Annotated in this window: 28 protein-coding genes and 1 tRNA gene; 1 reads left to right on the forward strand and 28 read right to left on the reverse strand. The window is 29.5% G+C overall.

Annotated elements, in window-relative coordinates; genetic code table 11:
- Positions 1 to 109 precede the first annotated feature (109 nt).
- The 9 genes from Ccar_RS15835 to Ccar_RS15870 form a co-directional block, all read right to left on the reverse strand.
- Entirely contained in the window at positions 110 to 424 is a 315-nt protein-coding gene (locus Ccar_RS15835) for a hypothetical protein (RefSeq protein ID WP_007063918.1), read from the reverse strand.
- Positions 425 to 1,186: 762 nt separating this feature from the next.
- Positions 1,187 to 1,309 (reverse strand): hypothetical protein, encoded by a 123-nt coding sequence (locus tag Ccar_RS27595; RefSeq protein ID WP_007063928.1) that lies wholly within the window; start codon positions 1,307 to 1,309, stop codon positions 1,187 to 1,189.
- A 24-nt stretch (positions 1,310 to 1,333) separates the two neighbouring features.
- Positions 1,334 to 1,687: a hypothetical protein gene (locus Ccar_RS15845; protein WP_007063927.1), complete on the reverse strand. Its 354-nt coding sequence runs from the start codon at positions 1,685 to 1,687 to the stop codon at positions 1,334 to 1,336.
- A 529-nt stretch (positions 1,688 to 2,216) separates the two neighbouring features.
- Complete coding sequence (locus Ccar_RS15850; protein ID WP_007063926.1) at positions 2,217 to 3,755, reverse strand: serpin family protein; 1,539 nt, start codon at positions 3,753 to 3,755, stop codon at positions 2,217 to 2,219.
- A gap of 227 nt (positions 3,756 to 3,982) precedes the next feature.
- Positions 3,983 to 4,079 (reverse strand) — tRNA-Sec (locus Ccar_RS26805).
- A gap of 339 nt (positions 4,080 to 4,418) precedes the next feature.
- A complete protein-coding gene (gene selB, locus Ccar_RS15855; RefSeq protein WP_048030146.1) occupies positions 4,419 to 6,323 on the reverse strand; it encodes a selenocysteine-specific translation elongation factor in 1,905 nt (634 codons plus the stop codon).
- Between the two features lie 44 nt (positions 6,324 to 6,367).
- Positions 6,368 to 7,750, reverse strand: a complete 1,383-nt coding sequence (gene selA, locus Ccar_RS15860) for an L-seryl-tRNA(Sec) selenium transferase (protein ID WP_007063923.1) — start codon at positions 7,748 to 7,750, stop codon at positions 6,368 to 6,370.
- A gap of 25 nt (positions 7,751 to 7,775) precedes the next feature.
- Positions 7,776 to 8,810, reverse strand: a complete 1,035-nt coding sequence (selD, locus tag Ccar_RS15865; protein WP_085952303.1) for a selenide, water dikinase SelD — start codon at positions 8,808 to 8,810, stop codon at positions 7,776 to 7,778.
- Between the two features lie 137 nt (positions 8,811 to 8,947).
- Entirely contained in the window at positions 8,948 to 9,538 is a 591-nt protein-coding gene (locus Ccar_RS15870) for a helix-hairpin-helix domain-containing protein (protein ID WP_048030149.1), read from the reverse strand.
- Positions 9,539 to 9,665: 127 nt separating this feature from the next.
- Here Ccar_RS15870 and Ccar_RS15875 point away from each other — a divergent pair, with 127 nt between their 5' ends.
- Positions 9,666 to 10,901 carry a D-alanyl-D-alanine carboxypeptidase family protein gene (locus Ccar_RS15875; protein WP_007063920.1) on the forward strand — a complete coding sequence of 412 codons (1,236 nt, stop codon included), beginning with the start codon at positions 9,666 to 9,668 and terminating at the stop codon, positions 10,899 to 10,901.
- A 29-nt stretch (positions 10,902 to 10,930) separates the two neighbouring features.
- On the opposite strand, the gene Ccar_RS15880 is transcribed toward Ccar_RS15875, so the two are convergent.
- The 19 genes from Ccar_RS15880 to minC all read right to left on the reverse strand — a co-directional run bounded on the left by Ccar_RS15880 (position 10,931) and on the right by minC (position 26,058).
- On the reverse strand, positions 10,931 to 11,833 hold the full coding sequence (locus Ccar_RS15880) for an RluA family pseudouridine synthase (RefSeq protein WP_048030151.1): 903 nt from the start codon (positions 11,831 to 11,833) through the stop codon (positions 10,931 to 10,933).
- Between the two features lie 113 nt (positions 11,834 to 11,946).
- The gene (locus Ccar_RS15885) at positions 11,947 to 12,327 is read right to left on the reverse strand and encodes a RidA family protein (RefSeq protein WP_007062788.1); all 381 of its coding nucleotides are present in this window, start codon (positions 12,325 to 12,327) and stop codon (positions 11,947 to 11,949) included.
- Between the two features lie 136 nt (positions 12,328 to 12,463).
- Positions 12,464 to 13,042 (reverse strand): bis(5'-nucleosyl)-tetraphosphatase (symmetrical) YqeK, encoded by a 579-nt coding sequence (yqeK, locus tag Ccar_RS15890; RefSeq protein WP_007062787.1) that lies wholly within the window; start codon positions 13,040 to 13,042, stop codon positions 12,464 to 12,466.
- Between the two features lie 34 nt (positions 13,043 to 13,076).
- Complete coding sequence (gene nadD, locus Ccar_RS15895; protein ID WP_007062786.1) at positions 13,077 to 13,679, reverse strand: nicotinate-nucleotide adenylyltransferase; 603 nt, start codon at positions 13,677 to 13,679, stop codon at positions 13,077 to 13,079.
- 51 nt (positions 13,680 to 13,730) lie between these two features.
- A complete protein-coding gene (gene yhbY, locus Ccar_RS15900; RefSeq protein ID WP_007062785.1) occupies positions 13,731 to 14,021 on the reverse strand; it encodes a ribosome assembly RNA-binding protein YhbY in 291 nt (96 codons plus the stop codon).
- A gap of 15 nt (positions 14,022 to 14,036) precedes the next feature.
- A complete protein-coding gene (gene obgE, locus Ccar_RS15905; RefSeq protein WP_007062784.1) occupies positions 14,037 to 15,311 on the reverse strand; it encodes a GTPase ObgE in 1,275 nt (424 codons plus the stop codon).
- A gap of 344 nt (positions 15,312 to 15,655) precedes the next feature.
- Entirely contained in the window at positions 15,656 to 15,961 is a 306-nt protein-coding gene (rpmA, locus tag Ccar_RS15910; protein WP_007062783.1) for a 50S ribosomal protein L27, read from the reverse strand.
- 4 nt (positions 15,962 to 15,965) lie between these two features.
- Complete coding sequence (locus tag Ccar_RS15915) at positions 15,966 to 16,295, reverse strand: ribosomal-processing cysteine protease Prp (RefSeq protein ID WP_007062782.1); 330 nt, start codon at positions 16,293 to 16,295, stop codon at positions 15,966 to 15,968.
- A 6-nt stretch (positions 16,296 to 16,301) separates the two neighbouring features.
- Positions 16,302 to 16,616 (reverse strand): 50S ribosomal protein L21, encoded by a 315-nt coding sequence (gene rplU, locus Ccar_RS15920; protein WP_007062781.1) that lies wholly within the window; start codon positions 16,614 to 16,616, stop codon positions 16,302 to 16,304.
- Between the two features lie 141 nt (positions 16,617 to 16,757).
- Positions 16,758 to 18,194 (reverse strand): Rne/Rng family ribonuclease, encoded by a 1,437-nt coding sequence (locus tag Ccar_RS15925; RefSeq protein WP_048030153.1) that lies wholly within the window; start codon positions 18,192 to 18,194, stop codon positions 16,758 to 16,760.
- A 36-nt stretch (positions 18,195 to 18,230) separates the two neighbouring features.
- Positions 18,231 to 18,941, reverse strand: coding sequence for a TIGR03936 family radical SAM-associated protein (locus tag Ccar_RS15930; RefSeq protein ID WP_035774998.1), 711 nt, complete (start codon positions 18,939 to 18,941; stop codon positions 18,231 to 18,233).
- Positions 18,916 to 20,775, reverse strand: a complete 1,860-nt coding sequence (locus Ccar_RS15935) for a TIGR03960 family B12-binding radical SAM protein (RefSeq protein WP_007062777.1) — start codon at positions 20,773 to 20,775, stop codon at positions 18,916 to 18,918. The genes Ccar_RS15930 and Ccar_RS15935 overlap by 26 nt, the downstream gene beginning before the upstream one ends.
- Positions 20,776 to 20,850: 75 nt before the next feature.
- Entirely contained in the window at positions 20,851 to 21,696 is an 846-nt protein-coding gene (locus Ccar_RS15940; RefSeq protein ID WP_048030155.1) for a M50 family metallopeptidase, read from the reverse strand.
- A 17-nt stretch (positions 21,697 to 21,713) separates the two neighbouring features.
- Positions 21,714 to 22,502, reverse strand: a complete 789-nt coding sequence (locus Ccar_RS15945; RefSeq protein ID WP_007062774.1) for a M23 family metallopeptidase — start codon at positions 22,500 to 22,502, stop codon at positions 21,714 to 21,716.
- A gap of 182 nt (positions 22,503 to 22,684) precedes the next feature.
- Positions 22,685 to 23,065 carry a methylglyoxal synthase gene (gene mgsA, locus Ccar_RS15950; protein ID WP_007062773.1) on the reverse strand — a complete coding sequence of 127 codons (381 nt, stop codon included), beginning with the start codon at positions 23,063 to 23,065 and terminating at the stop codon, positions 22,685 to 22,687.
- Positions 23,066 to 23,076: 11 nt separating this feature from the next.
- Positions 23,077 to 24,198, reverse strand: coding sequence for a rod shape-determining protein RodA (gene rodA / locus Ccar_RS15955; RefSeq protein ID WP_007062772.1), 1,122 nt, complete (start codon positions 24,196 to 24,198; stop codon positions 23,077 to 23,079).
- A 90-nt stretch (positions 24,199 to 24,288) separates the two neighbouring features.
- The gene (gene minE / locus Ccar_RS15960) at positions 24,289 to 24,558 is read right to left on the reverse strand and encodes a cell division topological specificity factor MinE (protein WP_007062771.1); all 270 of its coding nucleotides are present in this window, start codon (positions 24,556 to 24,558) and stop codon (positions 24,289 to 24,291) included.
- 12 nt (positions 24,559 to 24,570) lie between these two features.
- Positions 24,571 to 25,368, reverse strand: a complete 798-nt coding sequence (minD, locus tag Ccar_RS15965) for a septum site-determining protein MinD (protein ID WP_007062770.1) — start codon at positions 25,366 to 25,368, stop codon at positions 24,571 to 24,573.
- 57 nt (positions 25,369 to 25,425) lie between these two features.
- Positions 25,426 to 26,058, reverse strand: coding sequence for a septum site-determining protein MinC (gene minC / locus Ccar_RS15970; protein WP_048030157.1), 633 nt, complete (start codon positions 26,056 to 26,058; stop codon positions 25,426 to 25,428).
- Between the last annotated feature and the right edge of the window lie 42 nt (positions 26,059 to 26,100).

Consider the following 26,100-nt stretch of genomic DNA (forward strand, 5'->3'; position numbering starts at 1 on the left):
AGTTATTTTTATATAGAATATCAAACTATACTCGGTAGCGCAATATCTTTCCAATAAGACATAAAAAGCTATACCTTTAGGTAATAGCTTTTCGTTACGATTAATGATCTTATAATCCAAATATCTCTTCTAATTTTTCCGCATCAGTTTTATTGTATTTTGTATCTATTCTTCCCTTTAGTTGGCTTTTGTCAGTTAAAAACATATCTGAAAGATCCATCTTAATTCCATCTACATATGCTGCTTCTGCTATTCCATTTTCCATCACGAACTTTACTGTACCTTTATTAAGATGAGAACTGCTTTTTTTCTCTGCTAAGATATTTGAAAATTCTTTTTGTGCTGTTACTGAATTATTTTTTGTAGTATTAGTATTAGTTGAATAGTTTAAATAATTATATTTATTTTCTATTGCTAATCCCATTTTATTAGCCTTCTTTCTTTAAATTAATTTAATTAGCTTTTATAAATATCGTATATATTAGGCCTTCCTTTAATATGAAAATTATATTTATATTTCCATTCATTACAGCATTACAATATTTTTTCATTTACAAATATATCTATAAGTATCTATTTATAAAGCTTATAGATATACATAAATATTAATATTTAATATTGCAACAATTAAGATACTCTTTTACGGCTACTGATAATAATAAAAAATAATATATCTTAGAATTATAAAAAACTAAGGGTACAAAATTAATTGTACCCTTGAAATGGGATAATGGGGGATTTAAATAGCTTTAAAATCTATATCAAAAGTAAAACCTTTATCATTTATATTTTATTAAATAATAAATATTTTCTTTTGATATTCATTATTATATATCTTTTTTAATTTATTGCAAGCATTATCTTTCGACAATTAAAATAGATTCAACTTTATTATCAAAATTTTCTAAATATTTTGATTGATTTTCAACATATCTCATGCTATAATAAATGCAAGAGTAAGACAAGCTTACATCTAATCTAAATAGAAAGAAGGTGAATTGAATTCAAATAGAATTTACTTAACCACCAGATTAGTGTCATTTAACTAATTTGGTGGTTCTAATTTTTCTTACATAATATATATTTTCTTGAACTGTTATTATTCATAACTAATATATATATTACATCATTTGTTTGGTATGTAATTGTATTCTCTTTGTCAAATTTATTTAAAGTACAAATATCATCATTTATTTTTACTTATTATAGTTCCTTCTAAAATATAATTAAAAGAGAGACTTTTTAATCTCTCTTCAAGAATAATATCTACTGTTTGATATATATTTTCTCTTATTTGTTTTTCCGTCAAAATCCTCTCTCTCCTTTCTATTTATTATTTTGCATATTGTAATGCACCATTAATAAGATTATTCATTGCTGTTTCAATTTCTATATGATCTGTAACTCCTGGGAATTTATTTTCAATTTCAACATGTTGCTGTATTTCTTGAGGTGTTGCTTTTCCACTTGATACATCACTAATTCCTGACACTATTTTTGAGGTATCATCTTGAGGAATATTTTTAGTAATATTTGTAATTAATTCACTTATGTTCTTTACCATAGCATCAATTTGTCCATCAACATGCCCAATAAAAGTATCTAGTTTAGTTTGAGAATCAGTTAAATATTTCTCTAAAGCCTTTTGTACCTTATCATGACTTCCACCTGCTTCATCTCTTAGCAACAGAGATTGTCAGCTAACTTCCAATCTCTGTAAGGGGTCAGACCTCTTACAAAAACTGGCACAGTTTTTGTTGCTATGAACTTAAAAAAGGCATCCAGCGTAGTGGATACCTTTTTTTATCTTAGCTATTGATTTTACTATGTTTAAAAAATCTAAAATTTTTATGATACTTATAGTAGTTATTGTTTATAACTTTATATTCATTAATTTCTTTATCTCTATATTTTATTTCTTTAATTCTCTCCCGCCGCCAGCACTTGCACACAACTAAAAATTCATTTTTTGCTTTTGTTTGTGTAAGAACTTCTAAAACTTCTTTCATTTTGCTTTATACAGTTAAGTTGTAAATATCAACTTCTAATATTATTATTTTACCCAAATTTGAGATAAATATACAAAGAATTTTATTATTTTTTATTTTATATTCTTTTTGGATAAATTCAATTTGATCTTTTAATAATAAGTATTAAATGCTGTTTATGCTATACCATAACCAAACAAATTTTAAATATTATTCTCAATATAACATTTATCCTCTTGGATTTTCAACCTTCCCTATAAATATTACAGCTCCTGTTTTACAATCTCTTATAGCAAATACAAAGGGTCTATCCACAACAAAATCAACCTTCTCATGTTCAACTGGTGCAGGTGATCCACATGCAATTTCTACTGTTATAGCCGCTGCCTCTGTTCCTTTTTCATCTACACTGATACAAGTCTTGTGTATAATGTCACTGATAAAAGTACTCTTGGAAATTCCATCTAAGCTTGATTTTTCTGGATCAAAGGCCTGCTGCATACCTAAATTTTTAAGCACATCCTTCATATTATCCTCTTCATACTCTAATTTAAACTTAGGTATTTTCATATTAACATCAGCAACAGAAAACTCTTTTAGCCATTTATCAAAATTTTCTTTTGTTGCTTCTTTCATAAAATCATTTACACTTACAGCTCTATCTGGTAAAAACAAATCCATTTCCAAGCCACCATAATAAGGAAGTCGTACTGCTTGGAAGTTGTCCTCTTTTAGGTAACTATTTGTAATTGTGCTTTGCATAGTATCTATTTTTACCTTTTCACCACTAGATAAAGTAAAATCTTCTTGTTTTGTATTATTAGGATAAAATTCATTTTCCCATGCACCTTTAAAGCTTATAGCATTAACTAAAATAGCTTTTTCAGATTCATCTATGTTGTTTATTGCCTTCTTAATTTGTCCATCTGTATTCTTATCAACCCACTGATTTATTGTTCCTACTGTATCAGGAGCGCCAAAATCCACGCTATTTACCTCAGAATTATAATATTTTTTTGATGTATCTACAAAACTCTTAGTAAGAGATAGATTTTTATTCACCCATATTGAATCTGCAACCCTCAAACGTGCTGAGTTTGAACTCATATAGTTTAAGCTATTATAATAATTTAATGTATTATAATATTGTTCATTTATACTTTTATCATCTATATTTTTTAAACCTATAGCATTTAATATTTCATCTTTTGTTTGTCCATTAGCTCCATTCTGAGTTTCAGCTAATATAGTAGATATACTTAAAGGAGATATAATTATATTTTTATCCTTATCCTTATTTGTTAACTGTTTCATCAAATTGAAAGCAAAATTATTATTTCCCTGAATTACTGAGCTGTCTTCATTTATATCTATAGTTTTAATTGGCATAGTGTCAGTATCATTTTCAATATTAAAGTGCAGCTTATATTCTTTTTTTAATGCCTTGCCCTTATTAGAGTGTACTTTAGTTCCAATATTCAATATATAACTTTCCCCTGACGTATATCCTTCCTGTGGAGCTGTTACTATAACTGTTTTACTATCTGTTCCTGATTGAATACTTACATTTACTGGATTACCATTACTATCTGTTACAGTTATAGCTTGTTTAGTTACATCATCAAATCCAACATTACCATTAAATACAATCGTCCATGTTTTATTTTTATCCACTGTTTGATAATCAGTATAATTTGCCGCTTTTACACTAGGTGCAATCAATAAAAAAGCACTAAAAATTATTGCTATTAATAATTTATTTTTCATTTTATTCATCCCCCCATATTAATTATAAACATTTAATTGAATAAGTTCCAATAATTATATATAGTCTTTTTCCACACTTAAAAATGAATCTTATTAAATGCTTTTATATAATATTCCAATTAATGTAGCGTATAAAAACAGTATTAATGTGCATAATATTTACTTGTACAAAAAACAAATAAGGTTAAAAGACATATAAATCTTTTAACCTCTTAATAATCAATAATTGGCGGGAATATGTGGGAATCGAACCCACCCGTCGTGGTCTTAGCACGGCAGAACGGTTTTGAAGACCGGCAGGCACACCAGCACCTATCTACTCCCTTATTAATAACAATATTTAATTCATTATAGTTAAAACTATGAATTAAAATCTGTTATATTATACAAAACTTTAACTGAAATTGCAATGTATTAAAATTTTTAATAGTTAGTACTGCAATCCATTACACTTAGTTATTATAAATTAAGAATCTGTTTATGTCAACTTTTTTCAACATAATTTCTTACTTTTTAAACATATTTTTTTAAATTTTTTTAAACTGCACATTTTATCAGCATATAATTATGAATTATACATCTGCTAATAGAATTTTATTTAAAAAATATTAAAATTGTTTTGACAAAAACTATGTACAGTTGTAATTCTTAATTTAATAAACTTTAATAGAGCACTCTCTTATCATCTACTCTTTTGGTCAATTTTATTCCATCAAAATGTTCTATTAGTGCCATAGCATACTTTCTGCTTGTATTAAGCTCGTCTCTAAGCTGAGCTAAGGTTAAACTTCCATTGGTGTTTATAAAATTAACTATAATCTCTTTAACCTTATCATAATCCTCTTTCAAGAATAAGCAGTCCTCTGATACTTTAACTATAATACCTTCATCTAATAAGGAATCAAATATCATTTTAAAGCTCTTCTTATCCTCTTGCTTTTCTTCTAATTCACTATACTTAGGAGGGGAAAATTTAGCAGCTTTAAATGCCTTTATAATGTTATGTCTTGTATTCTCCTGCTCCTTAGTATATTTTATAGTGAAGCCTTCTAATGAAATAAAACTGCCATGTATGCTTATTTTATTATCCTTAACAAATAAATCCAACATTTCATCATATATTTTTTGTTTTATTCCTTTAAATACTTTGTTTTTTATTTCTTCTTTAGATATTCCCCATTTTAAAGGATTTTCTTTGTGGAATCTTTCTAATAATTCACACATGCTATTTACTTTATTATCTATATACTCTTTGTGAACATATACAGCTTTATCTCCTGTATCAAATCTTACTATTTTATTTTCATCTACAAGCAGCTGGAGTTTTTCTCCAATTTGTTCTTCATTTTTTCCTAAAGCTTTAAGTATATCGGAAGCCTTAGGATACTGATCACTTAACTTTTTAACATTGTTTTCAATTATATTTTCAGTTTTGCCGCTTTCTTTTACCTTTAATTCTTCCAAATATTTTTTATCAAATCTCTTTGCTTTTTTAGCTGAAGGATCTATTATAGAGCCACCGCCTATGGTATACATTGGAGAATAACTTCTTATTACAAATCTATCATTTCTTTGGGCTGTTAAAGGCTTCTCCAATCTTAATTGAACATAAGCTTCTTCTCCTTGATTTAACTCTTCCTTATCCAATATTACAACTCTGCATATTATCTCACTAGTTCCATGATAGAGTCTAACCCTCTGCCTATTTTCTAAAGGTCTGGATGCACTCTTTAAATAGTACAACTTACAATCTATCATGAGAGAAGGTTCCATTAAATTTGCAGCTGCAATTACATCTCCTCTTTTTACAGCACTAGTTTTTACATTAGCTATATTTATGGCGCATCTTTGACCTGCTTCTGCTATTTTTACAGATTTATCATGTACTTCAATTCCTCTTACCTTGGATACTTCCTTAGAAGGATAAATTTCTACATTTTCACCCTCTTTGATCATTCCACTAATTACAGTACCTGTCACTATAGTACCAAATCCACTTACTGAAAAAACTCTATCCACAGGAAGTCTAAAATGTCCTTGAGTATCCTTTGCATCAATTTCTTCTGTAAGTTTATCTACATCCTTTATTAATGCGTCCAATCCAACTTTTGTTTTAGAGGAAACTGCATGTATAGGTGCATTTTCTAAGAATGTACCTTTAAATTCCTCTTTTACATCCTCTTTAATCATGGAAAGCCATTCTTCATCCACTAAATCTGATTTTGTAAGTGCAATTAGCCCTCTTTTTATATTTAAAAGTTGAAGTATTTCAAAATGCTCCCTTGTCTGAGGCATTATGCCTTCATCTGCTGCAATTACCATTATTACTATATCTATTCCGCTTACACCAGCTAGCATATTTTTTATAAATTTTTCATGACCTGGAACATCTATAATACCTGCTCTTCTTCCTGAAGGCAAATCAAAAAACGTGAATCCTAAATTTATGGATATACCTCTTTCCTTTTCTTCTCTTAAAGTATCCGTTTCTCTTCCTGTCAAAGCCTTTATAAGAGTTGTTTTACCATGATCTATATGTCCTGCTGTACCTATTATAATATGTTTCATAAGTTCACATCCTTTCTCCTATGTAAATATGCCTTCCAATTTGTTTAAAACCTACTAAATGTTTCAGCAACAGCATTAAAATCTTCATCAAACATAGTTCTTATGTCCATGATAACTTCATCGTTAGATACCCTTACTATTATTGGAACCTTATTTTTTCTTAACATAACTTCCAATTCTTCAGGTTTATATTTATCACTTTTAACCTTTATAACATAGGTTGGAATTTTTTCTATAGGCATAGATCCTCCACCTACCATAGAATAATCTTCTTCTACAGAAAATTTAAATTCCTTGTTTTTATTTTGAAGTTTTCTTTTTAGTGAATAGGCTCTTTTTTTATGCTCATCCTTACTGCTTAATATCATATGAAGAGTAGGTATTTTTTCTATTGCTTCTTTTTCATCTAAATAATATTTAATGGTACCCTCTAAAGCAGCTAAGGTCATTTTGTCTATTCTTAATGCTCTAGTGAGTTGATTCTTCTTCATCTTATTTACAAATTCTTTTTTTCCTACAATTATTCCTGCCTGAGGCCCTCCAAGCATTTTATCTCCACTGAAGGTAACTACATCTACGCCTTTTCGTATACTCTCCTGAACTGTAGGTTCATATACAAAATTATATTTTGAAAAATCAACTAAAGTTCCACTACCTATATCTTCAATTACAGGTATGGACTTATCTTTTCCAAGTTCCACTAACTCTTCTAGTGAAACATCTTCTGTAAATCCAAGTATTTTAAAATTTGATGTATGAACCTTAAGTAAAACCCCTGTATTTTCATTTATATTATTTTCATAATCATATAAATGAGTTCTATTTGTAGTTCCAACTTCCACAAGGCTAGCACCACTAAAAGTCATTACATCTGGAACTCTAAAAGATCCTCCTATTTCTACAAGTTGACCACGAGAAACTATGGCTTCCTTATCTTTACATAACGTATTTAAAACCAGCATTACAGCTGCTGCATTATTGTTTACAACTAAAGCTGCTTCTGCACCTGTTACTTTTTTTATGAGTTCCTCTACATGACTATATCTGGAACCTCTCTCACCTTTTTTTAGATCATATTCTAGATTGTTGTAATTTGCAGCTACTCCTATAACGTTTTCTACAGCTTCTTTAGAAAGAATTGATCTTCCTAAATTAGTATGTATAACTACTCCTGTAGCATTTATTACCCTTTTAAGATTTGGTTCCTTACTATCTTCTAAAATCTCTTCAAATTTTGATAATATATCTTCTTTTGCAAAGTCATTTATTTTATCTTTTAATATACTCTCTCTATATTCATCTATAGAAGCTCTTAGAGAATCTACAACTAAAGTTCTCATAGTATCATCTAATCTATTTATAACTACATCTTCTTTTAAAAGTTCATCCATTTTAGGCAATTTTCTTAATAACTCTTTTTTTTCCAACTAATATCACCTCTTATGTATTTACTTATTCAACTATTATATAATTTTCACCTTGCTGCTCTATAACTTCTCCAATAACAGCTGATGGCATTTCCAAAGTAAGAAGTTCTTTCATAATTTTTTCTCCTTCTTCCTTGGAACATGTAATTAAAAGTCCACCTGATGTTTGAGGATCAAACAATATATCCTTCATCCATTCAGGTATATTTTTTAATTCATATTTTCCATCTATATAATTTCTATTGTTATATGATCCTGCAGGCACCAAACCCATTTCTGCATATTCCTTTGCTTCTTCTATATAAGGTATTCTATCTGAATAAATCTTTAAAGAAACCTTTGAAGCAGAAGCCATTTCATATGCATGCCCCATAATGCCAAAGCCTGTTATATCTGTACAAGCACTCAAATTATACTTTGCTACAATTTCACCTGCATACTTATTTAAAGTTGACATAACTTTAACTGCCTTGTTATAAGCTTCCTTTGACGCTACTTCTCCTTTTATGGCAGTATTTATTATACCTATTCCTAAGGGTTTTGTTATTATAACTACATCCCCTTCTTTTGATCCATAATTTTTTAGAATTTTATCTGGATGAACAAGTCCCATAACAGATAATCCATACTTAGGTTCACTATCTTCTACAGTATGGCCTCCTACTACAACTGCACCTGATTCTAATACCTTATCCGCTCCACCTCTAAGTATTTCTCCTAAAATATCTATAGATATACAAGTAGGAAAACAAACTATATTTAAAGCTACTGTTGGTTTTCCACCCATGGCATATACATCGCTTAATGAGTTAGCCGCAGCTATCTGTCCAAAAGTATAAGGATCATCTACTACTGGAGTAAAAAAATCTAAAGTTTGAATTACTGCCATTTCATCATTTAATTTATAAACTGCTGCATCATCAGAAGTTTCTATTCCAACTATTAAATTTTCACTTTCCATCTTTGGCAGCTTTCCTAAAATCTTTTCAAGGGTCTCCGGCCCTATTTTAGCTGCTCATCCAGAAGTTTTTGTTAACTGTGTAAGTCTTGTTGTAGACACAATAGCACCTCCCAAATTCATAATTACATATATATAATACTTTACTTTTAGCCATAAGTATAGCTTTTACTTTATTTACCTGCAATTTGTAATTTAAAAAAGTTCAGCCGCATTATGCTTATCCTCCTAATTAAAGTTTATCTAGCTTCTATTTTATCTTTAATTTTTTCTAAAGTCTTATCTCCTATTCTTCCAACCTTCTTTAAATCCTCAATAGAATTAAATGAACCATTTTTTTCTCTATAATCTATTATCTTCTGAGCTGTCACATCACCTATTCCTGATACAGTCTTCAGTTGTTCTTTGGTGGCAGTATTTATATTCACCTTTCCATCTGATGCTGGATTAGAATTTGCATTGCCACCTGAAGAAGCTGGCAGATTTTTATCATTTTGCTTATCTACATATATATAATCTTCATCTTTAAGTTTTTTTGCAAGATTCAATTTTGCTTTATCCGCAGTTTCATTAAATCCTCCTGCAGAATTTACTAAATCCTGTACTCGACTTCCAGCCTTTAGTTTGTAAACTCCTGGCTTTTTAACTTCTCCATTTATATAAATGGTCATATCTTTATTATCTTTACTTTCTACAACTGCTGCATCATTAAAGACTTCTTTAGCATTTAAATCCTTTGATGGCCTTGATAAAACATATCCTGTTATTAAAAATATTGTAAATATGACCAAAATAACTATAGAACCTATAATTTTCTTTTTTTTATTCATTATAAACCTCCAAATAAAACATATTTTCTTATGCATTATTTAAATTATTGACATGTTTAAAAAATTCTGTCGCAAAAATAAAACTTTTTTGATATAATTATGATTAACGATGTTTGAGGAGGCTAAAATGAAAAAATTATTAATTTTTATGATGAGTTTTGTATTTTTACTTTCAAGTGTTTCACTCAAAGCACAAGCAAAAGCTGATCCTCCAACTGTTTCTGCTGATAGTGTAGTACTTATGGATGCAATAACAGGATATGTTTTATATGGAAAAAATGAAGATTCTGCTTATCCTCCTGCTTCTACTACAAAGCTCATGACTGCACTTTTGACTTTAGAAAAATGTAAATTAGATGATGTAGTAACAGTAGGAAAAAATCCACCTTTAGTGGATGGAAGTAAAATATATTTGTTTGAAGGTGAACAATTAAAAGTTAGAGATCTATTATATGGTTTGATGCTTCAATCTGGAAACGATTGTGCAGAAGCACTAGCAGAACATGTAGGTGGATCTATAGATAATTTTGCAGTACTAATGAATAAAAGAGCCTTAGAATTAGGCTGCAGGGATTCACATTTCGTTAATCCTAGTGGATTATATGATGAAAAACACAAAACCTCTGCAAGAGATTTAGCTCTTATAATGAGAGAATTATCTAACAAACCCGAATACACACAAATTGCTAGTACTAGCTTTTACGAAATACCTCCAACAAATAAGTCTGCTGTAAAAAGACCTTTGTGGAATGAAAATAAGCTAATACAAAAATCTTCACAACTTTATTATGATGGATGTAAAGGTGGTAAAACTGGTTACACTACTCAATCATTACATTCATATGTGTCTTATTCTACAAGAAATGGACAAAGGCTTATAGTTGCATTGGTACATGATAAGGATAAGACATTTTTTCCTGATGCAGTTAATCTGTTTAATTATGGCTTTAGTACTTTTGAAAGTGTACTATTATATAAGAAGGGTGATCTTGTTGCTACATATAGTAATAATGGCGTAACAGTACCTCTTTTAGCAGCTTCAGATTTTTACTATGTTAAATTAAAAGAGGATACCACTGTACCAAAATTTGTTCTTAAAGATGAAAATTTAAGCACTAAATTTTTCAAAACAGGAGATACAATTGCAGAAGGAACTATAGTTAAAAATAATCAGAATCTGGGTACTTTAAAACTTACAAGTGGTACTAGCCATGAATTAAAGCAAGTACTTCAATCAAGTCCATTTAAAAGCATGAATTTAAAAATGGAATACTTGATTGCCGCCATACTAGTAATACTTGGTGGTGCAATTTTCATGTTTAAAAAGTACAACTTATTTAATAAATTATTTAAAAAGGAATAAAAAAATTGATGACTTTATACATAAGGTCATCAATTTTTTATTTTCTCTATTAATTCTTGTAAATCTTTTGGAAGTCCTATTTCCAATTCTAACATCTCTCTGGTTCTAGGGTGTGGAAATACTAGTCTATAGGCATGTAAAGCTTGCCTTTCTATATATTCCTTATCCTCAATTTGTCCGTATAAAGTATCACCATACAACGGATGTCCGATATGTGTCATATGAACCCTTATTTGATGTGTTCTTCCAGTTTTTAAAGTGAGCTTAACTAAATCTCCCTTATTAAAACTTTCCTGAACACTATAACAGGTTATGCTTTCCTGTCCTCTTTCATCTACAACTCTTCTTATATTTCCATCATCAGTTCTATATATAGGAAGATTTATTATTCCTTCCTTTTCCTTTAAATTGCCATGTACCACAGCTAAATAACTTTTTTCAAAGTCTTCCTTATGCATGTCTCTAGCTAGACTCATATGTGCAAATTGATTCTTTGCTATTATAATAAGGCCTGAAGTATCCATATCCAATCTGCTGACTAATCTTACTATGCATTGTTCTCCCTTTTCCTTAAAATAATATAAAAGTCCATTAGCTAAAGTCCCATTTGGATAACTCTTTGTAGGATGAACTACCATACCTGGTTGTTTATTTACTACTATAAGATCGCTATCCTCATAAACTACATCTATATCCATTTTTTCTGGTTCTATATTTTGGCTTTCCTTTTTTTCTACATCAAAAGCTATTTCATCATCAAGTTTAATAACATAATTTAACTTAACTCTATTATTATTTACACTTATTCTTCCATCAAGTGCTGCTCCTTTAATAAGCCTGCTTGAAAGTTTTTGAACATCTTTAAGATATGCTCTAAGCTTCATACCTTCTTCATTACCTTTTACTCTAAAAATAAGCTTATTTTTCTCCATACACTGCTCCTTAGGATTTAAATTTAATCTTATAGTTATCCCTATACATTTGTCTTCTATGCACAAAGAGTGAACCTTTAAGTTCACTCTTTGTTATAAGTATGTAATTTTAATTAGTCTACTAAAGCTATTACTTCTATTTCAACTAAAGCGTCTTTTGGAAGTGTTACTTGTACGCAAGATCTTGCTGGCATATCTTTTGTAAAGTATTTTGCATAAACTTCGTTAACAGCAGCAAAGTCTCCCATATCTTTTACAAATACAGTTGTTTTAACAACTTTATCAAAAGATGTTCCTGCTTCTTCAAGTAAAGCTTTTATATTTTCTAAAGATCTTTCAGTAGCTTTTTTGATGTCTCCTTCAACTAATTTTCCTGTTTCAGGATCTAGTGGAATTTGACCTGATGTAAATAATAAATTTCCAACTTTAACAGCTTGTGAATAAGGTCCTACAGCACCTGGTGCTTTTTTTGTACTTATTATTTGTTTTTCCATAATGTTAAACCCTCCTGTAATTGGGATAGTAAACCATTACTATCCATCTTTTATAGTTTTGCTCAAACAATACCATTATAACAAACTTTTTATTTTTTTGCTCAATTATTTTATGTAATTTAAATAATTATATAAACTATTTATTTATTTTTAGCTGTAAAATTATGAAATTCCTACCTTCTATGGTATTTAAATGAATAAGTTGTCCCTTTTCTAGCACAAATTTTATGGTATTGTTAAAAGACATTAATAAAGCTTTATCTAAATTTTCATAAGATATTTTTCTCAACTCTTCTACTCCTGGAAAATCCCTTAAGGGTTCCACATAATCAGCCAAGTATATTATCTTTTCCAATTGACTCATATTTTTTCTTCCAGTGGTATGATAAGCTACAGCATTTAATATATCTTCATCTTCAATTCCCATTTTTTCTTTGGCTATTACAGCAGCAACTGCTCCATGAAGCAATTGAGGACTTTCCTTAAATATTTCATCAATTTGTAAATTATAATTTACAGCTATGTCTAAAATTTTTTCATCACTCATATTTTTAGCACAATCATGAACAAGACCTGCAATTTTTGCTTTTTCTATATCTTCATTATACAACTTTGCTAATTTTATAGATGTATCTCTTACACTTAAACTATGTTCATATCTTTTAGGTTTAAGATTCTGTATTAGATAATTTTCGATTTCCTGCTCATTCCACACGTTACATCACTCCAAATAACTATTATGCATTAAATCATTTATATAGTCCAAGTTGTTCTATAATATAGCACACACTTTCAGGCATTAAATGACTTACTTTTCTTCCTTCTTTTATATGTTTTCTTATGTTTGTAGAAGAAATTTCAAGCAAAGGTATATCTAAAAAAACAATTTTATTATTACACTTCTTTTCAATTGAAATTTTCTTCTTCAACACACTTTCTATACTATAGCCAGTTCTATTAAAAACCACAAAAGTACATAGATTAAGTATTTCCTCAGTATTTTTCCAATTTTCAATATCCATAAGACAATCAACGCCAGTTATAAAATACCACTTAGTTTCCTTTTCCAAATTAGTGAAATGTTCCAGTGTCTGATATGTATAACTCAAATTGTCTCTATTTATTTCATAATCACTCACATCAAAGTTATCTTCATTTCTTATGGCCGTTTTTACCATTTCATATCTTAAAAAAGCTTCTGTAATATTTTTATTCAATTTATGTGGCGGATTGCCTGATGGCATAAATATAATTTTATCTAAGTTTAACTTATATAATGCTTCATAAGCTATATGCAGATGTCCATTATGAATAGGATCAAAAGTTCCTCCAAAAATAGCTTTTTTTATCATATATACCTTCTCCTAAACATATTATATAGGTCACTGACTTATACTTAATTACTAAGGAAGTTCTATTTTAGGCTTTTTACTTGATCTTTTATATAATACTAACTTATTTCCTATGGCTTGAATTCCTTCACAACCTAATTCTTCACAAATCATATCTGAAGCTTCTCTAGCATCGATTCCGCTATTATTTAACACAGATATTTTTATAATTTCTCTTGCTTCTAAAGCATCCTGTACTTGTTTTAAAAAGTTATCCTCTATACCTTCTTTTCCCACCTGAAATATTGGACTCATATTATTTGCCAAAGATCTTAAATAACTTCTCTGCTTACTTGTAATCATTTGTAACCTCCAAAATTATAATAAATATTCAAATTCAAAATCATTAAGTCTTACTAAATTACCGTCTTCAATACCCATTGCTCTTAATTCATCAAGTACTCCCTTATTTTTTAATACCTTATGGAAATATCTTAAATCATCAGAATCATTTACATTTACACTTGCTAGAAGTCTATCCACAAAACTTCCTTCAACAATATATGTGTCATCTTGTTTTCTTATAGTGTAAGTAAATTTCTTTTCCTCTGGTACAAATTTCTCATCTTCGCTTATTTCAATCTCTGTAACTGGTATAGTACTTAATACTCTCGCAGCTTCCTTTATAAGCTCTTCTACGCCTTTATTAGTTGCAGCTGATATTTTAAATACCTTATCATAGCCAAGTTCCTTAACCTTTTTCTTGAAATTTTCAAATACCTCATCATCATAAAGCATATCAGCTTTATTTGCAGCTATTATCTGCGGTCTATCCCAAAGCTTTACGCTATACTTTTTAAGTTCTTCATTTATCTTTAAAAAATCTTCAAAAGGATCTCTTCCTTCAACTCCAGATATATCTACCACATGTATTAGAAGCCTTGTTCTTTCTATGTGTCTTAAAAACTTTATTCCTAGTCCTACACCTTCTGAAGCTCCCTCTATTATACCAGGAATATCTGCCATTACAAAACTAGGTATACCAGACATATTAACTACTCCAAGATTAGGATTCAAAGTTGTAAAATGGTAATTTGCAATTTTAGGTCTAGCCTTTGATACTACAGATAGCAAAGTAGACTTTCCTACATTAGGGAATCCAAGCAAACCAACATCAGCAAGAATTTTAAGCTCTAATGTTATCCATCTCTCTTCTCCTGGCATTCCTGGCTCAGCAAAATCAGGTGCCTGTCTTGTAGGAGTAGTAAATCTAATATTTCCTCTACCGCCTCTACCGCCTTTAGCAACTACATATTTATCTTCTTTATGAGATAAATCTGCCATTATTTTGCTTGTTTCTGCATCCCTTACTACAGTTCCCATAGGAACCTTTATATATAATGTTTCTCCATCCTTACCAAAGCATTTAGACCCACTTCCATTGCCTCCTGGTTCTGCTTTGTACTTCCTTTTATATGCAAAATCTAAAAGAGTAGTCATATTAGGATCTGCTACTAAAACTACATTTCCACCTTTGCCTCCATCGCCACCATCAGGACCTCCAAGTGCTATATACTTTTCTCTTCTAAAAGTACTTGCACCATCTCCACCATCTCCAGATTTAATAAATATTTTTGCTGTATCTACAAACACTAAATTCATCTCCCTTTTTTACCTAACATTAACTGCTTAGTACTATAAAAAAACTTATTCTAAGCCAAATTGTAATAAACTTTTTCTAGTCCATAACTAAATATATATAAACATCTTTAATGCTATTATCAAAGTCACTAAATATATTATTAACTAAATTACACTTTTAATTATAATATATATTAAAAATTTCATATCAAATTTTACACTTAATGTTGATTTTTATACTTATATTCTTTATATATTTCTATCAATAAATACTTTTATCCATTCCAAATTAAACCATTTATTAGCTAATTAAAGTTTTAAAAAAGCACCCTCATAAAGGGTGCCTTATTTTTAAATTATTCTGCTGCTACGATTTCTTCAACATCTACAGGATACACGCTAGCTTTTTTCTTGTCTTTTCCAACTCTTTCGTACTTAACAACTCCGTCGATTTTAGCAAAAAGAGTATCATCTCCGCCTATGCCTACGTTATTTCCTGGATGAATCTTTGTTCCTCTTTGTCTAACTAATATGTTTCCAGCAAGAACAAACTGTCCGTCAGCACATTTAGTTCCAAGTCTTTTAGATTCACTGTCTCTACCGTTTCTTGAGCTACCTACTCCTTTTTTATGAGCAAATAACTGAAGGTTAATTAGTATCATTCTACTACACCTCCTCTACTTTTACATTTATATATTCACCATAGTTAATTTCAATATTTTGCAAACCTAACAATAAGGTTTCCATTAATACTTGGCATGCTTTAATTTGTTCTATATGTAAATTTTCAATGCTTATGCTTAAAAATCCATCTTCATCTATATGAAAATCAGGCTTAAAGTGCATTACATCAGTTATACCATTAAGTATGGCTACACTTAATGCAGAAACTGCACTGCAAACTATATCTTTTCCATATTCATCAAATCCTGCATGACCACTAGCTTTCATAGAAACTAAGTTATTCTCTTTTTTTGAAAAATTTATGCTAATCATAACTAATTAAGCATTAATTTTTTCAATTTGAAGCTTAGTATAAGGCTGTCTATGTCCTTGTTTCTTTCTATAGTCTTTCTTTCTCTTATACTTGAAAACAAGAACCTTTTTAGCTTTTCCTTGAGCTACAACTTTAGCTGTAACTTTAGCTCCATCAACTGATGGTTTTCCGAAAACTGTTTCTCCGTTTTCTTTATTTACAACAAGAATGTTGTCAAGTTCAACTGTTGATTCAACTTCAGCATCTAATTTTTCAACGTATATAACGTCTCCTTCAGAAACTTTATACTGTTTTCCTCCAGTAACTACAACTGCATACATTAAAATACACCTCCTCAATCCAGTCTCGCCATTTAAGGTATACAATATCTAAGTTTATTACCTATTATTGTAATTTAATAACCTTCTCAGTGCGGCCTACAAATGCCATTCTAACACATGTATTTATATTTGTAAAGTTTTTTATTCATAAATTCTAAACATCTCTAGACTTTCTATTTGATTTGCAAAAATTAAAGGTTCTACCTTAAAATGTTCATCTCTTCTATAGGTAACATAAATACTCTTATCCAGTGCATTTATGTTTTTTACAAATGTAAGTACATCTCCTTTTATATTATCAGCATAAATTTCATCTATTTCTATGTGTATATCTTTTATGTCTCTTTGCTCATCTATTTTAAAAATTTCATTTTTTATGAGCATACATACATATGAAAATCTTAATTTTTTTCCTTTACCACCGCACAATTCACAATTTTCTTCTAGATAATCATATATAGATTTTCCTGATCTTCTTCTAGCTATCTGCACTAAATTAAGCTCTGTAAATGGATAAATTACTGTTTTGTTTTTATCATCTCTAAAGCCTTCTTGAAGCTTTTGCATTATTTTTTCCCTATTTTGTTCATTATCCATATCTATGAAATCTATAACTATAATACCACTTAAATTTCTAAGCTCTATCTGTCTTGCAATTTCTTCGGCTGCCTGGTAATTAGTAATATATGCTGTTTTTTCTATAGAACTGCTTTTTACATTTTTCCCTGAGTTTACATCTATAACATACATAGCTTCTGTTCTATCAATAACAATGTATCCTCCACATTTTAAATAAACCCTATTATTTCTAAGGCTCAATATTTCCCTTTCAATACCATAATAATCAAATAAAGTTCTATTATCATCATAAAGTTTTACTGATACCTTCCCATACAGAGAATCTGCTAAAAATTCATTTATGTATTGAACGTCTTCTTCAGTATTTGCATATACCTTACAATTATTATTTAACCTATCTCTCAAAACCCTTCCTAAAATTCCTCCATTATCAAATAATAGACCAAATTTATTAAAGTATTTTGCTTCATTATTTATATTATTATATATACTGTAAAGTTTTGATATCTCTTTATTTATATCATCTATGGAAGCATTTGCGCCTTCAGTTCTTATCATTATTCCTACATCATTAGGTTTTTTTAATTGTTCTGCCATGCTTTGCTTTAAAAGCCCATCTTGTATTTTTCTTGAAAAAGTTACTTCCTTATTCATAGTCATCAATACACAGTATTTACCTGGTATACTTATAACATTGGTAACTTTGGCTCCCTTATTTCCCAAATCCTCTTTTATTACTTGAACTAAGAGCTCCTGACCTTTTTTTAGTTTTGTATTTTTAAATTTATTATCTAAATAAATATACACATTTTTTTTATGTCCAATATCCACAAATGCACATTTTATAGCAGGTACAATATTTTTAACAACACCCTTATATATTTCTCCAGGATAAGGTTCTCCGGTTTCCTCTTCTATAAAACATTCCTTTAAAATATCATTTTCCTTTATAGCTATTCTTAAAAGATTGTTTTGCCTCTCTATAAATATATCCTTCAAGTTAATTCCACCTTTTTATTTAAATGCAAAAGTTAATTATGCTTCTCTTTCCCTTGCAAATTGATACAATGGCACTAATTTTCCTTCTGATTCAGCATACATTTCTTCTCTTTTTATATCTACAAAAGCTTCCATATTGGCCTCTTTTGTATTTTCTTGAATGTATTTTGCTAAAAGCTCTGCAGATAAATTTTGTCTGCTTCCGCAAGCTATAAGAGTTTCTATAATTAAAACATTATCTTCTATTTTATAATTAAATTCTTTAATCATAGTTTTTATATCTACTTCTGCTTCTCCGCTTTTGCTTTTCTTTATAGTATTCCACTCTTTTGAATTTAGTAATTTCTCCATTTGCTCATTTAATGACTCTACATTTTTATACTTTATACGTATTGTATACTTTGCTGCATCTATAACTGCCATTGATTTAAATATTTTTTTGTTTTCAATATCCTGTATTTTTACAGCATCAAAAACCTTTATGCCACTTGGAGCAACTTCATTTAATTTTTCTACTATTATATTTTCAGCTGTTTCTTCCAGCATCAAATCCATATAATCTCCAGAAGAATACACTCCAACAGCTAGGGGTTGTGCTATAGACATATTTACATGTGGATTAAAGCCTTTAGAATATTCTGCAGAAAGCTCTGATCTTTCAATCATTCTTTGAATAGTTCTCATAAAATCCAAATGTCCTATGAATTTTATATTACTTTCTTTACTGAACTTTATTAAATAATGCATTATCAAAGCACTTCCCTTCTAAATTAACATTTACTCCACAATTATAACATCCCTGTCTGCAGTCTGGAGTTACTTCTCCTTTTTTAGCCTTTTCATTTTCTCTTATTAAGAATTCTTTATTTACTCCAACATCTATAAAGTCCCAAGGAAGTACTTCATCATATTCTCTCTGTCTGTAAGCATAAAAATCGCCATCTACATTACATTCTTCAAATGCTTCCATCCAGGTATCAAAGTTAAAGTATTCTGACCATCCATCAAATTTAGCACCTTTTTCAAAGGCTTTAATTAAAACATCACAAACCCTTCTATCTCCTCTTGCAAATATAGCCTCTAAATAGCTAACAGGGCTTTCATGCCAATTATACACAATGTTTCTGCTCTTTATTTCTGATCTTAAAGCACCTATTTCTTCCCTTACGTCTTCCATTCTTATCTGTGGAGCCCATTGGAATGGAGTAAATGGCTTAGGTACAAATATTGCAGTACTTACTGTTACTCTTAAGCCTTTCTTTCTCTTTTCCTTTGGTACACCAAAATATTGATCTACTACCTTTTGTGATAAATCAGCAATACCTTTTACATCTTCCATAGTTTCATAAGGAAGTCCTAACATAAAGTATAATTTTATAGTAGACCAGCCTGATTCAAAAGCACTTCTTGATGATTCCATTAGATTTTGTTCTGTTACACCCTTATTTATAACATCTCTCATTCTCTGAGTTCCAGCTTCTGGTGCAAAAGTTAAACCTGTTTTTCTAACCTTTTGTATTTGATTTATCATATCTACAAAAAATGAATCTATTCTAAGAGATGGAAGTGATACTCCTACTCTATCCTTTTCATATTTTTCTACAAGCATATGTATTAAGCCTTGTATATTTGAATAATCACATATACTTAAAGAAGTTAGCGAAAGCTCTGAATAGCCTGTGGATTTTATAAGCTTTTCTGCAAGTTCCATTAATTTATCTGTTGTTTTTTCTCTTATAGGTCTATATATCATGCCCGCCTGACAGAATCTACATCCTCTGCTGCATCCTCTGAAAGTTTCAAGCATTATTCTGTCATGTACTATATCTGTATATGGAACAATAAATTTATCTGGATACTTAACATCATTAAAATTCTTTATTATTCTCTTCTTTACTTTTTCTGGTACATCATCATACAAAGGTTTAAATTCTTTAATAGTTCCATCTTCTTTATATTCTACACTGTAAAGTGATGGTACATAGATACCTTCTATATGTGAAAGTTCTCTTAAGAATTCCTTTTTCTGCTTCTTACCCTTATACTTTTTGTACAAATCCATGATCTCATCCATTTGCTCTTCCCCTTCGCCCATAGCAAAGAAATCTGCTATGTCATAAAGGGGTTCTGGATTGTATGCGCAAGGACCTCCGCACATAATTATAGGATCTTCTTCTCCTCTTTCTGAGGCTCTAATAGGAATACCTGCTAAATCAATCATATTTAATATATTTGTATAACTCATTTCATACTGAAGAGTAAATCCTATAAAATCAAAATCCTTTATAGGGTCCTTAGTCTCTAGTGTATATAGAGGTATATTATTTTCCCTCATAAGTTTTTCCATGTCTACCCAAGGTGCAAATACTCTTTCACAAAATGTATCTTTTCTTTCATTAAGTGTATAGTAAAGAATTCTCATACCAAGATGAGACATACCAACTTCATATACATCAGGAAAGCAGAATGCAAATCTAATATCTACTTCATTTTTATCTTTATTATAGGAATTAAGTTCTCCTCCTATATAACGAGCGGGCTTTTCAACCTTAAATAATATATCATCAGAAATTCTATTCATTAATAATCCTCCTCTTGTGTTATCACTTGATATTCTAACATAACAAAATATAAATTTAAAATATAAATTTATATTTTACTCGTGAATTTTCATAAATTCTTCTAAAGTTATATTACCGTGCAATTTAAGTCCATCTATTACATCTTCTTCGTAAACTATATCAACAACTTTCATTTCATTATCTAAAATGGTAAACATATTATATTTATTTTTATCAAACAGGCCCATAACAGTTAGCAAATCTTTCTTATAATATACACAAATATTTTTACTTTCTATATAACCTTTATTTATAAATTTATATTTCTTTTTTATAATATCTCCCATAATTATATATGATATCCTTTCTTTTTCTTTAAATGACGATATTATTATAAATAACCCTATGATTCCAATATTAAAATTATTAAATCCTTTAAAAAATAGTACTATATAAAAGAACATAAGAAAAGCACCTATTACAGTACTTATATTTATCATAATTCTGTTTGCTTTTTTATATGAAAATTTAAAATACAGTATATCTCTTAATATCCTGCCTCCATCTAAAGGAAAAGCAGGTATGAGATTGAAAATACCTATAGCTATATTTCCTGCGAACAACATATAAATTTCATCACAGTGTACTATTGTATTTATATAGTAAAGAATTGCAGCTAATACAAAATTGGATAAGGGACCTGACAAAGATATAATCAAATCCTCCTTTGGAGATGCATCATCTAATTCTTTAAATTTAATCGAGGCTCCAAAAGCTATTAGTTCTATATCAAAACCTGAAAAATTATAATGCTTAGCAGTTAAATAATGAACAGCTTCATGAATTATAACAATAAAAAAAGCATATATAAGATTTCCTTTATAACCTACAATAATTAAAAATATAACATAAGGAATGAAATACTTATTTACTCTAATCACGCAATTACCCCTGCAAATTAATTACCTAATTTATTAAAATAGTCATTGGGATTTTTATTCTCTCCCATATATAAAAGCTCAAAATGAAGATGTGGTCCAGTAGATTTGCCTGTATTTCCACTTTTGGCTATAACCTGACTTTTCTTGACCACATCTTCTTTTTTTACAAGTGCCTCACTTAAATGACAATATTTAGTTTCAACTCCATTCTTATGATCAATTAAAATATACTTACCATTCTCAGAATCTTCACCACATTCCCTTACTACTCCATCATAAGAAGCTTTAACCGATGTACCTACTTTTGCATCCAAATCTATTCCTGAGTGAAACTTATTTTCTTTAGTTATTGGATCTTTTCTATAACCAAAAGCAGAAGTTTCAGTTCCTTCTACTGGTATAATAAATTCTTTTCTTATTTTATCCTGTACCATATCTGTTCCCGTGAGCTTACTTCTAATATTTTCAATCCTATTAATTATACTATCTTGAAGTTTTTTAAAATCAAAGCTTTTACTTCTATTTAAAATATCTTTATAATTGTAATTTTCATTTATTATAGATTTAGAATAATTATATGCTGACACCGTCCTAGTATTATTTACAGCTTTACACATTATAACGAAAATAAAAAGTACAAATACTCCTATTAATTCTCTAATAATTCTTCTAGTCCAATAGTTTGAGGTTTTCTTTTCTCCTTTATCAGATATAAAAGTATTCTTATAATTAGGTAAATATGTAGCTCTGCTTCTCTTTTTTAAAGAATTATAATAGTTTTCATATTGAGAATTATAACTTCCCATATCCCAATGTTCCCCCAATTTTAAACATATTAAGTACTGTGATAAAGCACTTAATATATATATACTTCTTGGTACCTTCTTTTATGATAGCTGCATACATATTTCTTATATCTATATATGGTATGGGTAAAAAATAAAAACCCCAACTAATTATAGTTAAGGTTTTTTATAATTTTACTTTTTTATTCTTCAAATACATGTGCCTTAAGTGCTTTTACAAAAACTTCTGCTGAACCTACGTTAGTAGCAAGTGGAATACAGTGAACATCACATATTCTAAGTAATGCTGAAACATCAGGTTCATGAGGTTGTGCTGTAAGAGGATCTCTTAGAAAGATTATAAAATCCATATTTCCTTCAGCAACTCTAGCACCGATTTGCTGATCACCACCTAAAGGTCCTGAAAGGAATCTATGCACCTTTAGCCCTACAACCTCAGATATAATTCTTCCTGTAGTGCCTGTCCCAAATAATTCATGATCCTTAAACACATCCTTGTACCTTTTAACAAATTCTACCATATCATCTTTTTTCTTATCATGTGCAATGAAAGCAATTTTCATAATACATCCCCCTAAAAGTTAATTTTTTTCCTTCTCATCCCTACATTTAAAACCAGTGCTAATCCCATAAAACTGGTCAGCATTGAACTACCACCATAACTCATAAACTGAAGAGCAATTCCAGTTATAGGTGCTATTTTTATTGTCATCCCTATGTTTTGATATATGGAAAATAACAGCGAAGATACAATTCCTACACATATCATAGAACCAAACCTGTCCTTTGAGTTTCTCGCTATATTTATAAATTTATATATCAATATACCATACAACAATAAAAGTACTAAAGCACCAACAAGTCCCCATTCTTCTCCTAGTGCTGAAAATATGAAATCTGTATGCTGTTCTGGAATATATCCTCCTGCTACTTGAGTACCTTTTAAAAATCCTTTTCCCCAAATTCCACCAGAGCCTATTCCTATTAATGATTGACCAACCTGAAATCCTGATCCCAAATCATCTGATTGTGAAGTTATAAATGACGTTAATCTTGTTTTCCAATATTCTTCCATTAAAGGTGAATTCCAAACAATAGCAACAAGTCCTACTAAGCTTACAAGGCCACCTACTATTACTTTTAAATTCAAGCCTGCTACAAAAAACATTCCAAGTACAATAAAGAAACATACCATAGTCATACCCATATCAGGTTGTTTTATTATTAAAAGCATAGGAATTATAGCATAAACCGCTAACTTTAAGAAGTTCTTTACATCATTTATTTTTCCTTCCATAACGTCCAACTGCTTTGCCAGCATTATAATCATTCCTAATTTTGCAAATTCCGAAGGCTGCATTAACTGCACTCCTCCTATTTGTAACCAAGAAGCTGCTCCATTAACAGTTGACTTAAATATGGTATCATTTAATACTAATAAAAATACTCCAAACCAATAAATTATACCAGCATAATTTTCAATAATGACATAATCAAATAGAAGTATTATATATATTAGTATCAACCCTGCTGCCAACCACATCAGTTGATGTTTTAAAAAAAAATATCCAAATTTTAAACGAGTAGCACTATAAATATTCACGCAACTAAATAACACTATAAGTATTACTGTAATAATCGATACAAAATCTAATTCTTTTAAAAGCCTTCTATCCAAGGTAACTTTTTCTAGCATGTTTTCTACCTCCAATAAATATGATTATACCACACACTAAAAAAAAATCTATTCATATTTTAATTCTTTAACATATAGTTTATATATGGCTTATTTGTCAACCTTCATTCTTTTTACCGGTATGCTTGCAATTAAAGCTGGTGAATCCCCTTCAAGCTCCTCCATTTTAGTCATTTTTACATCTATTTCACCGTTATCTATTTCCATATATTTAGATAATACTTTAAGTATATCTTCTTTTATTGACTCAAGTACTTCTGGAGATATACTGGATCTATCATGTATTAGAATCAATTTTAATCTCTCTTTAGCTACATCTTTTGAGGAAGGTTTCGACGAAAACATTTTAAATAAATCCATTTTAATACCCTCCTACTTAATACCAAATAACTTTTTAATTCCTGAAAAGAAACCTTCTTGGTTATCACTCAAATCCATAAAAGGTACCTTTTCTCCTACTATTCTTTTTGCTATATTTCTAAATGCTTGTCCTGCTGAAGCCTTATCATCTAAAACTATAGGCTCCCCCTTATTAGTCGAAACAGTTATATTTCTATCATCTGGAACTACTCCTATAAGTTCTATAGCTAAACTATCTAAGATATCATTTACATCCAACATATTTCCATTCTTAACCATATCATAATTTATTCTATTCACTATGAGTTGATGATTTTCCAATCCTTTAGCATCTAATTTTCCAATAACTCTATCTGAGTCCCTTACAGATGTAACTTCTGGATTTACTACAATTAGTGCTCTATCTGCGCTAACTACAGAATTTTCAAATCCCTGCTCAATTCCAGCAGGGCAATCTATGATAACATAATCAAATTCTTGTTTTAATTCTGTTATTAATTTAACCATTTGATTTGTGCTTATATCATCCTTATCTCTAGTTTGGGCTGTTGGTAAAAGATATAAATTTGGTAATCTTTTATCTCTAATAAGAGCTTGTTTTAATTTGCACTTATCTTCTATTACGTCTAACAACGTAAATACTATTCTATTTTCAAGTCCCATTAAAACATCAAGATTTCTAAGACCTGTATCCCCATCAACTACCACAACACTTTTACCTAATGATGCAAGTCCTGTTCCAATATTAGCTGTAGTAGTAGTTTTACCTACTCCACCTTTGCCTGATGTTACTACAATAGCTTCTCCCATTTACACTACCTCCATTAACTAATTTAAAATTACAAGTTATCATTTAATAACAAACCTTTATATAAACTTATTAGGTAAATATGGTTCTACAATTATTGTCCCTCCTTTTACTCTAGCAACCTCTGGATATTGAGGTTTATCACTGCCTTCTGGAGATCTGGTCATTACATTTGCAATTTGAAGTATTTCAGGCTGAAGATAAAAAGCTGCTACAATAGCTTTAGAATTACCTCCAAATCCTGCATGAGCATAGCCTTTTAATGCACCTAAAACTATTATGTTTCCGTCTGCATATATTTCAGAGCCTGCATTTACATCTCCAATTATAACTATATTTCCTGGGTAATTTATAATTTGACCACTTCTTACAGTACGTCTCAAAAATTTTGTACGTCCTTCATAAATTCCTGAAAAAACTTTACTACTTTTTTCGTCTTTATCTTCCATAATACAATCTTTTATTAAAAATTCTTCAAATAAAACATCCTTTAATTTTCTAAAGTCTTTTTCAGTTATATACTTAAGTTCAGTGGTTATTTTTAAAGTACACCCTTTATAAAAAATTTTACCTTTCGACAACCTCTCTGTTAAATTTTCGAGCATATCGTCGAAATCTTTAAACTTATTCATATTAATGATTGCATTTATTCCATCTCTATTGCCTTTAATTATAAGACTATTATCTCCCATATTAGACCTCCATAAATCTCCAAGTCACATCAATGTAATATT

This window comes from Clostridium carboxidivorans P7 (assembly GCF_001038625.1).
GTDB lineage: Bacteria > Bacillota > Clostridia > Clostridiales > Clostridiaceae > Clostridium_AM > Clostridium_AM carboxidivorans.

Coding starts and splice junctions, on each gene's coding strand:
- Ccar_RS15835 (WP_007063918.1), bottom strand. CDS start 424: ATGGGATTAGCAATAGAAAATAAATATAATTATTTAAACTATTCAACT.
- Ccar_RS15885 (WP_007062788.1), bottom strand. CDS start 12,327: ATGGAAAAACAAATAATAAGTACAAAAAAAGCACCAGGTGCTGTAGGA.
- Ccar_RS15935 (WP_007062777.1), bottom strand. CDS start 20,775: ATGAATAGAATTTCTGATGATATATTATTTAAGGTTGAAAAGCCCGCT.
- Ccar_RS15875 (WP_007063920.1), top strand. CDS start 9,666: ATGAAAAAATTATTAATTTTTATGATGAGTTTTGTATTTTTACTTTCA.
- minC (WP_048030157.1), bottom strand. CDS start 26,058: ATGGGAGATAATAGTCTTATAATTAAAGGCAATAGAGATGGAATAAAT.
- Ccar_RS15915 (WP_007062782.1), bottom strand. CDS start 16,295: ATGATTAGCATAAATTTTTCAAAAAAAGAGAATAACTTAGTTTCTATG.
- selB (WP_048030146.1), bottom strand. CDS start 6,323: ATGAAACATATTATAATAGGTACAGCAGGACATATAGATCATGGTAAA.
- mgsA (WP_007062773.1), bottom strand. CDS start 23,065: ATGAAAATTGCTTTCATTGCACATGATAAGAAAAAAGATGATATGGTA.
- rplU (WP_007062781.1), bottom strand. CDS start 16,616: ATGTATGCAGTTGTAGTTACTGGAGGAAAACAGTATAAAGTTTCTGAA.
- minE (WP_007062771.1), bottom strand. CDS start 24,558: ATGGATTTATTTAAAATGTTTTCGTCGAAACCTTCCTCAAAAGATGTA.
- Ccar_RS15870 (WP_048030149.1), bottom strand. CDS start 9,538: ATGAATAAAAAAAAGAAAATTATAGGTTCTATAGTTATTTTGGTCATA.
- nadD (WP_007062786.1), bottom strand. CDS start 13,679: ATGATAAAAAAAGCTATTTTTGGAGGAACTTTTGATCCTATTCATAAT.
- Ccar_RS15930 (WP_035774998.1), bottom strand. CDS start 18,941: ATGCATTATTTAATAAAGTTCAGTAAAGAAAGTAATATAAAATTCATA.
- Ccar_RS15880 (WP_048030151.1), bottom strand. CDS start 11,833: ATGGAGAAAAATAAGCTTATTTTTAGAGTAAAAGGTAATGAAGAAGGT.
- Ccar_RS15850 (WP_007063926.1), bottom strand. CDS start 3,755: ATGAAAAATAAATTATTAATAGCAATAATTTTTAGTGCTTTTTTATTG.
- rpmA (WP_007062783.1), bottom strand. CDS start 15,961: ATGATACTAATTAACCTTCAGTTATTTGCTCATAAAAAAGGAGTAGGT.
- minD (WP_007062770.1), bottom strand. CDS start 25,368: ATGGGAGAAGCTATTGTAGTAACATCAGGCAAAGGTGGAGTAGGTAAA.
- yhbY (WP_007062785.1), bottom strand. CDS start 14,021: ATGATTACAAGTAAGCAGAGAAGTTATTTAAGATCTTTGGCAAATAAT.
- rodA (WP_007062772.1), bottom strand. CDS start 24,198: ATGCTAGAAAAAGTTACCTTGGATAGAAGGCTTTTAAAAGAATTAGAT.
- Ccar_RS15945 (WP_007062774.1), bottom strand. CDS start 22,502: ATGGGAAGTTATAATTCTCAATATGAAAACTATTATAATTCTTTAAAA.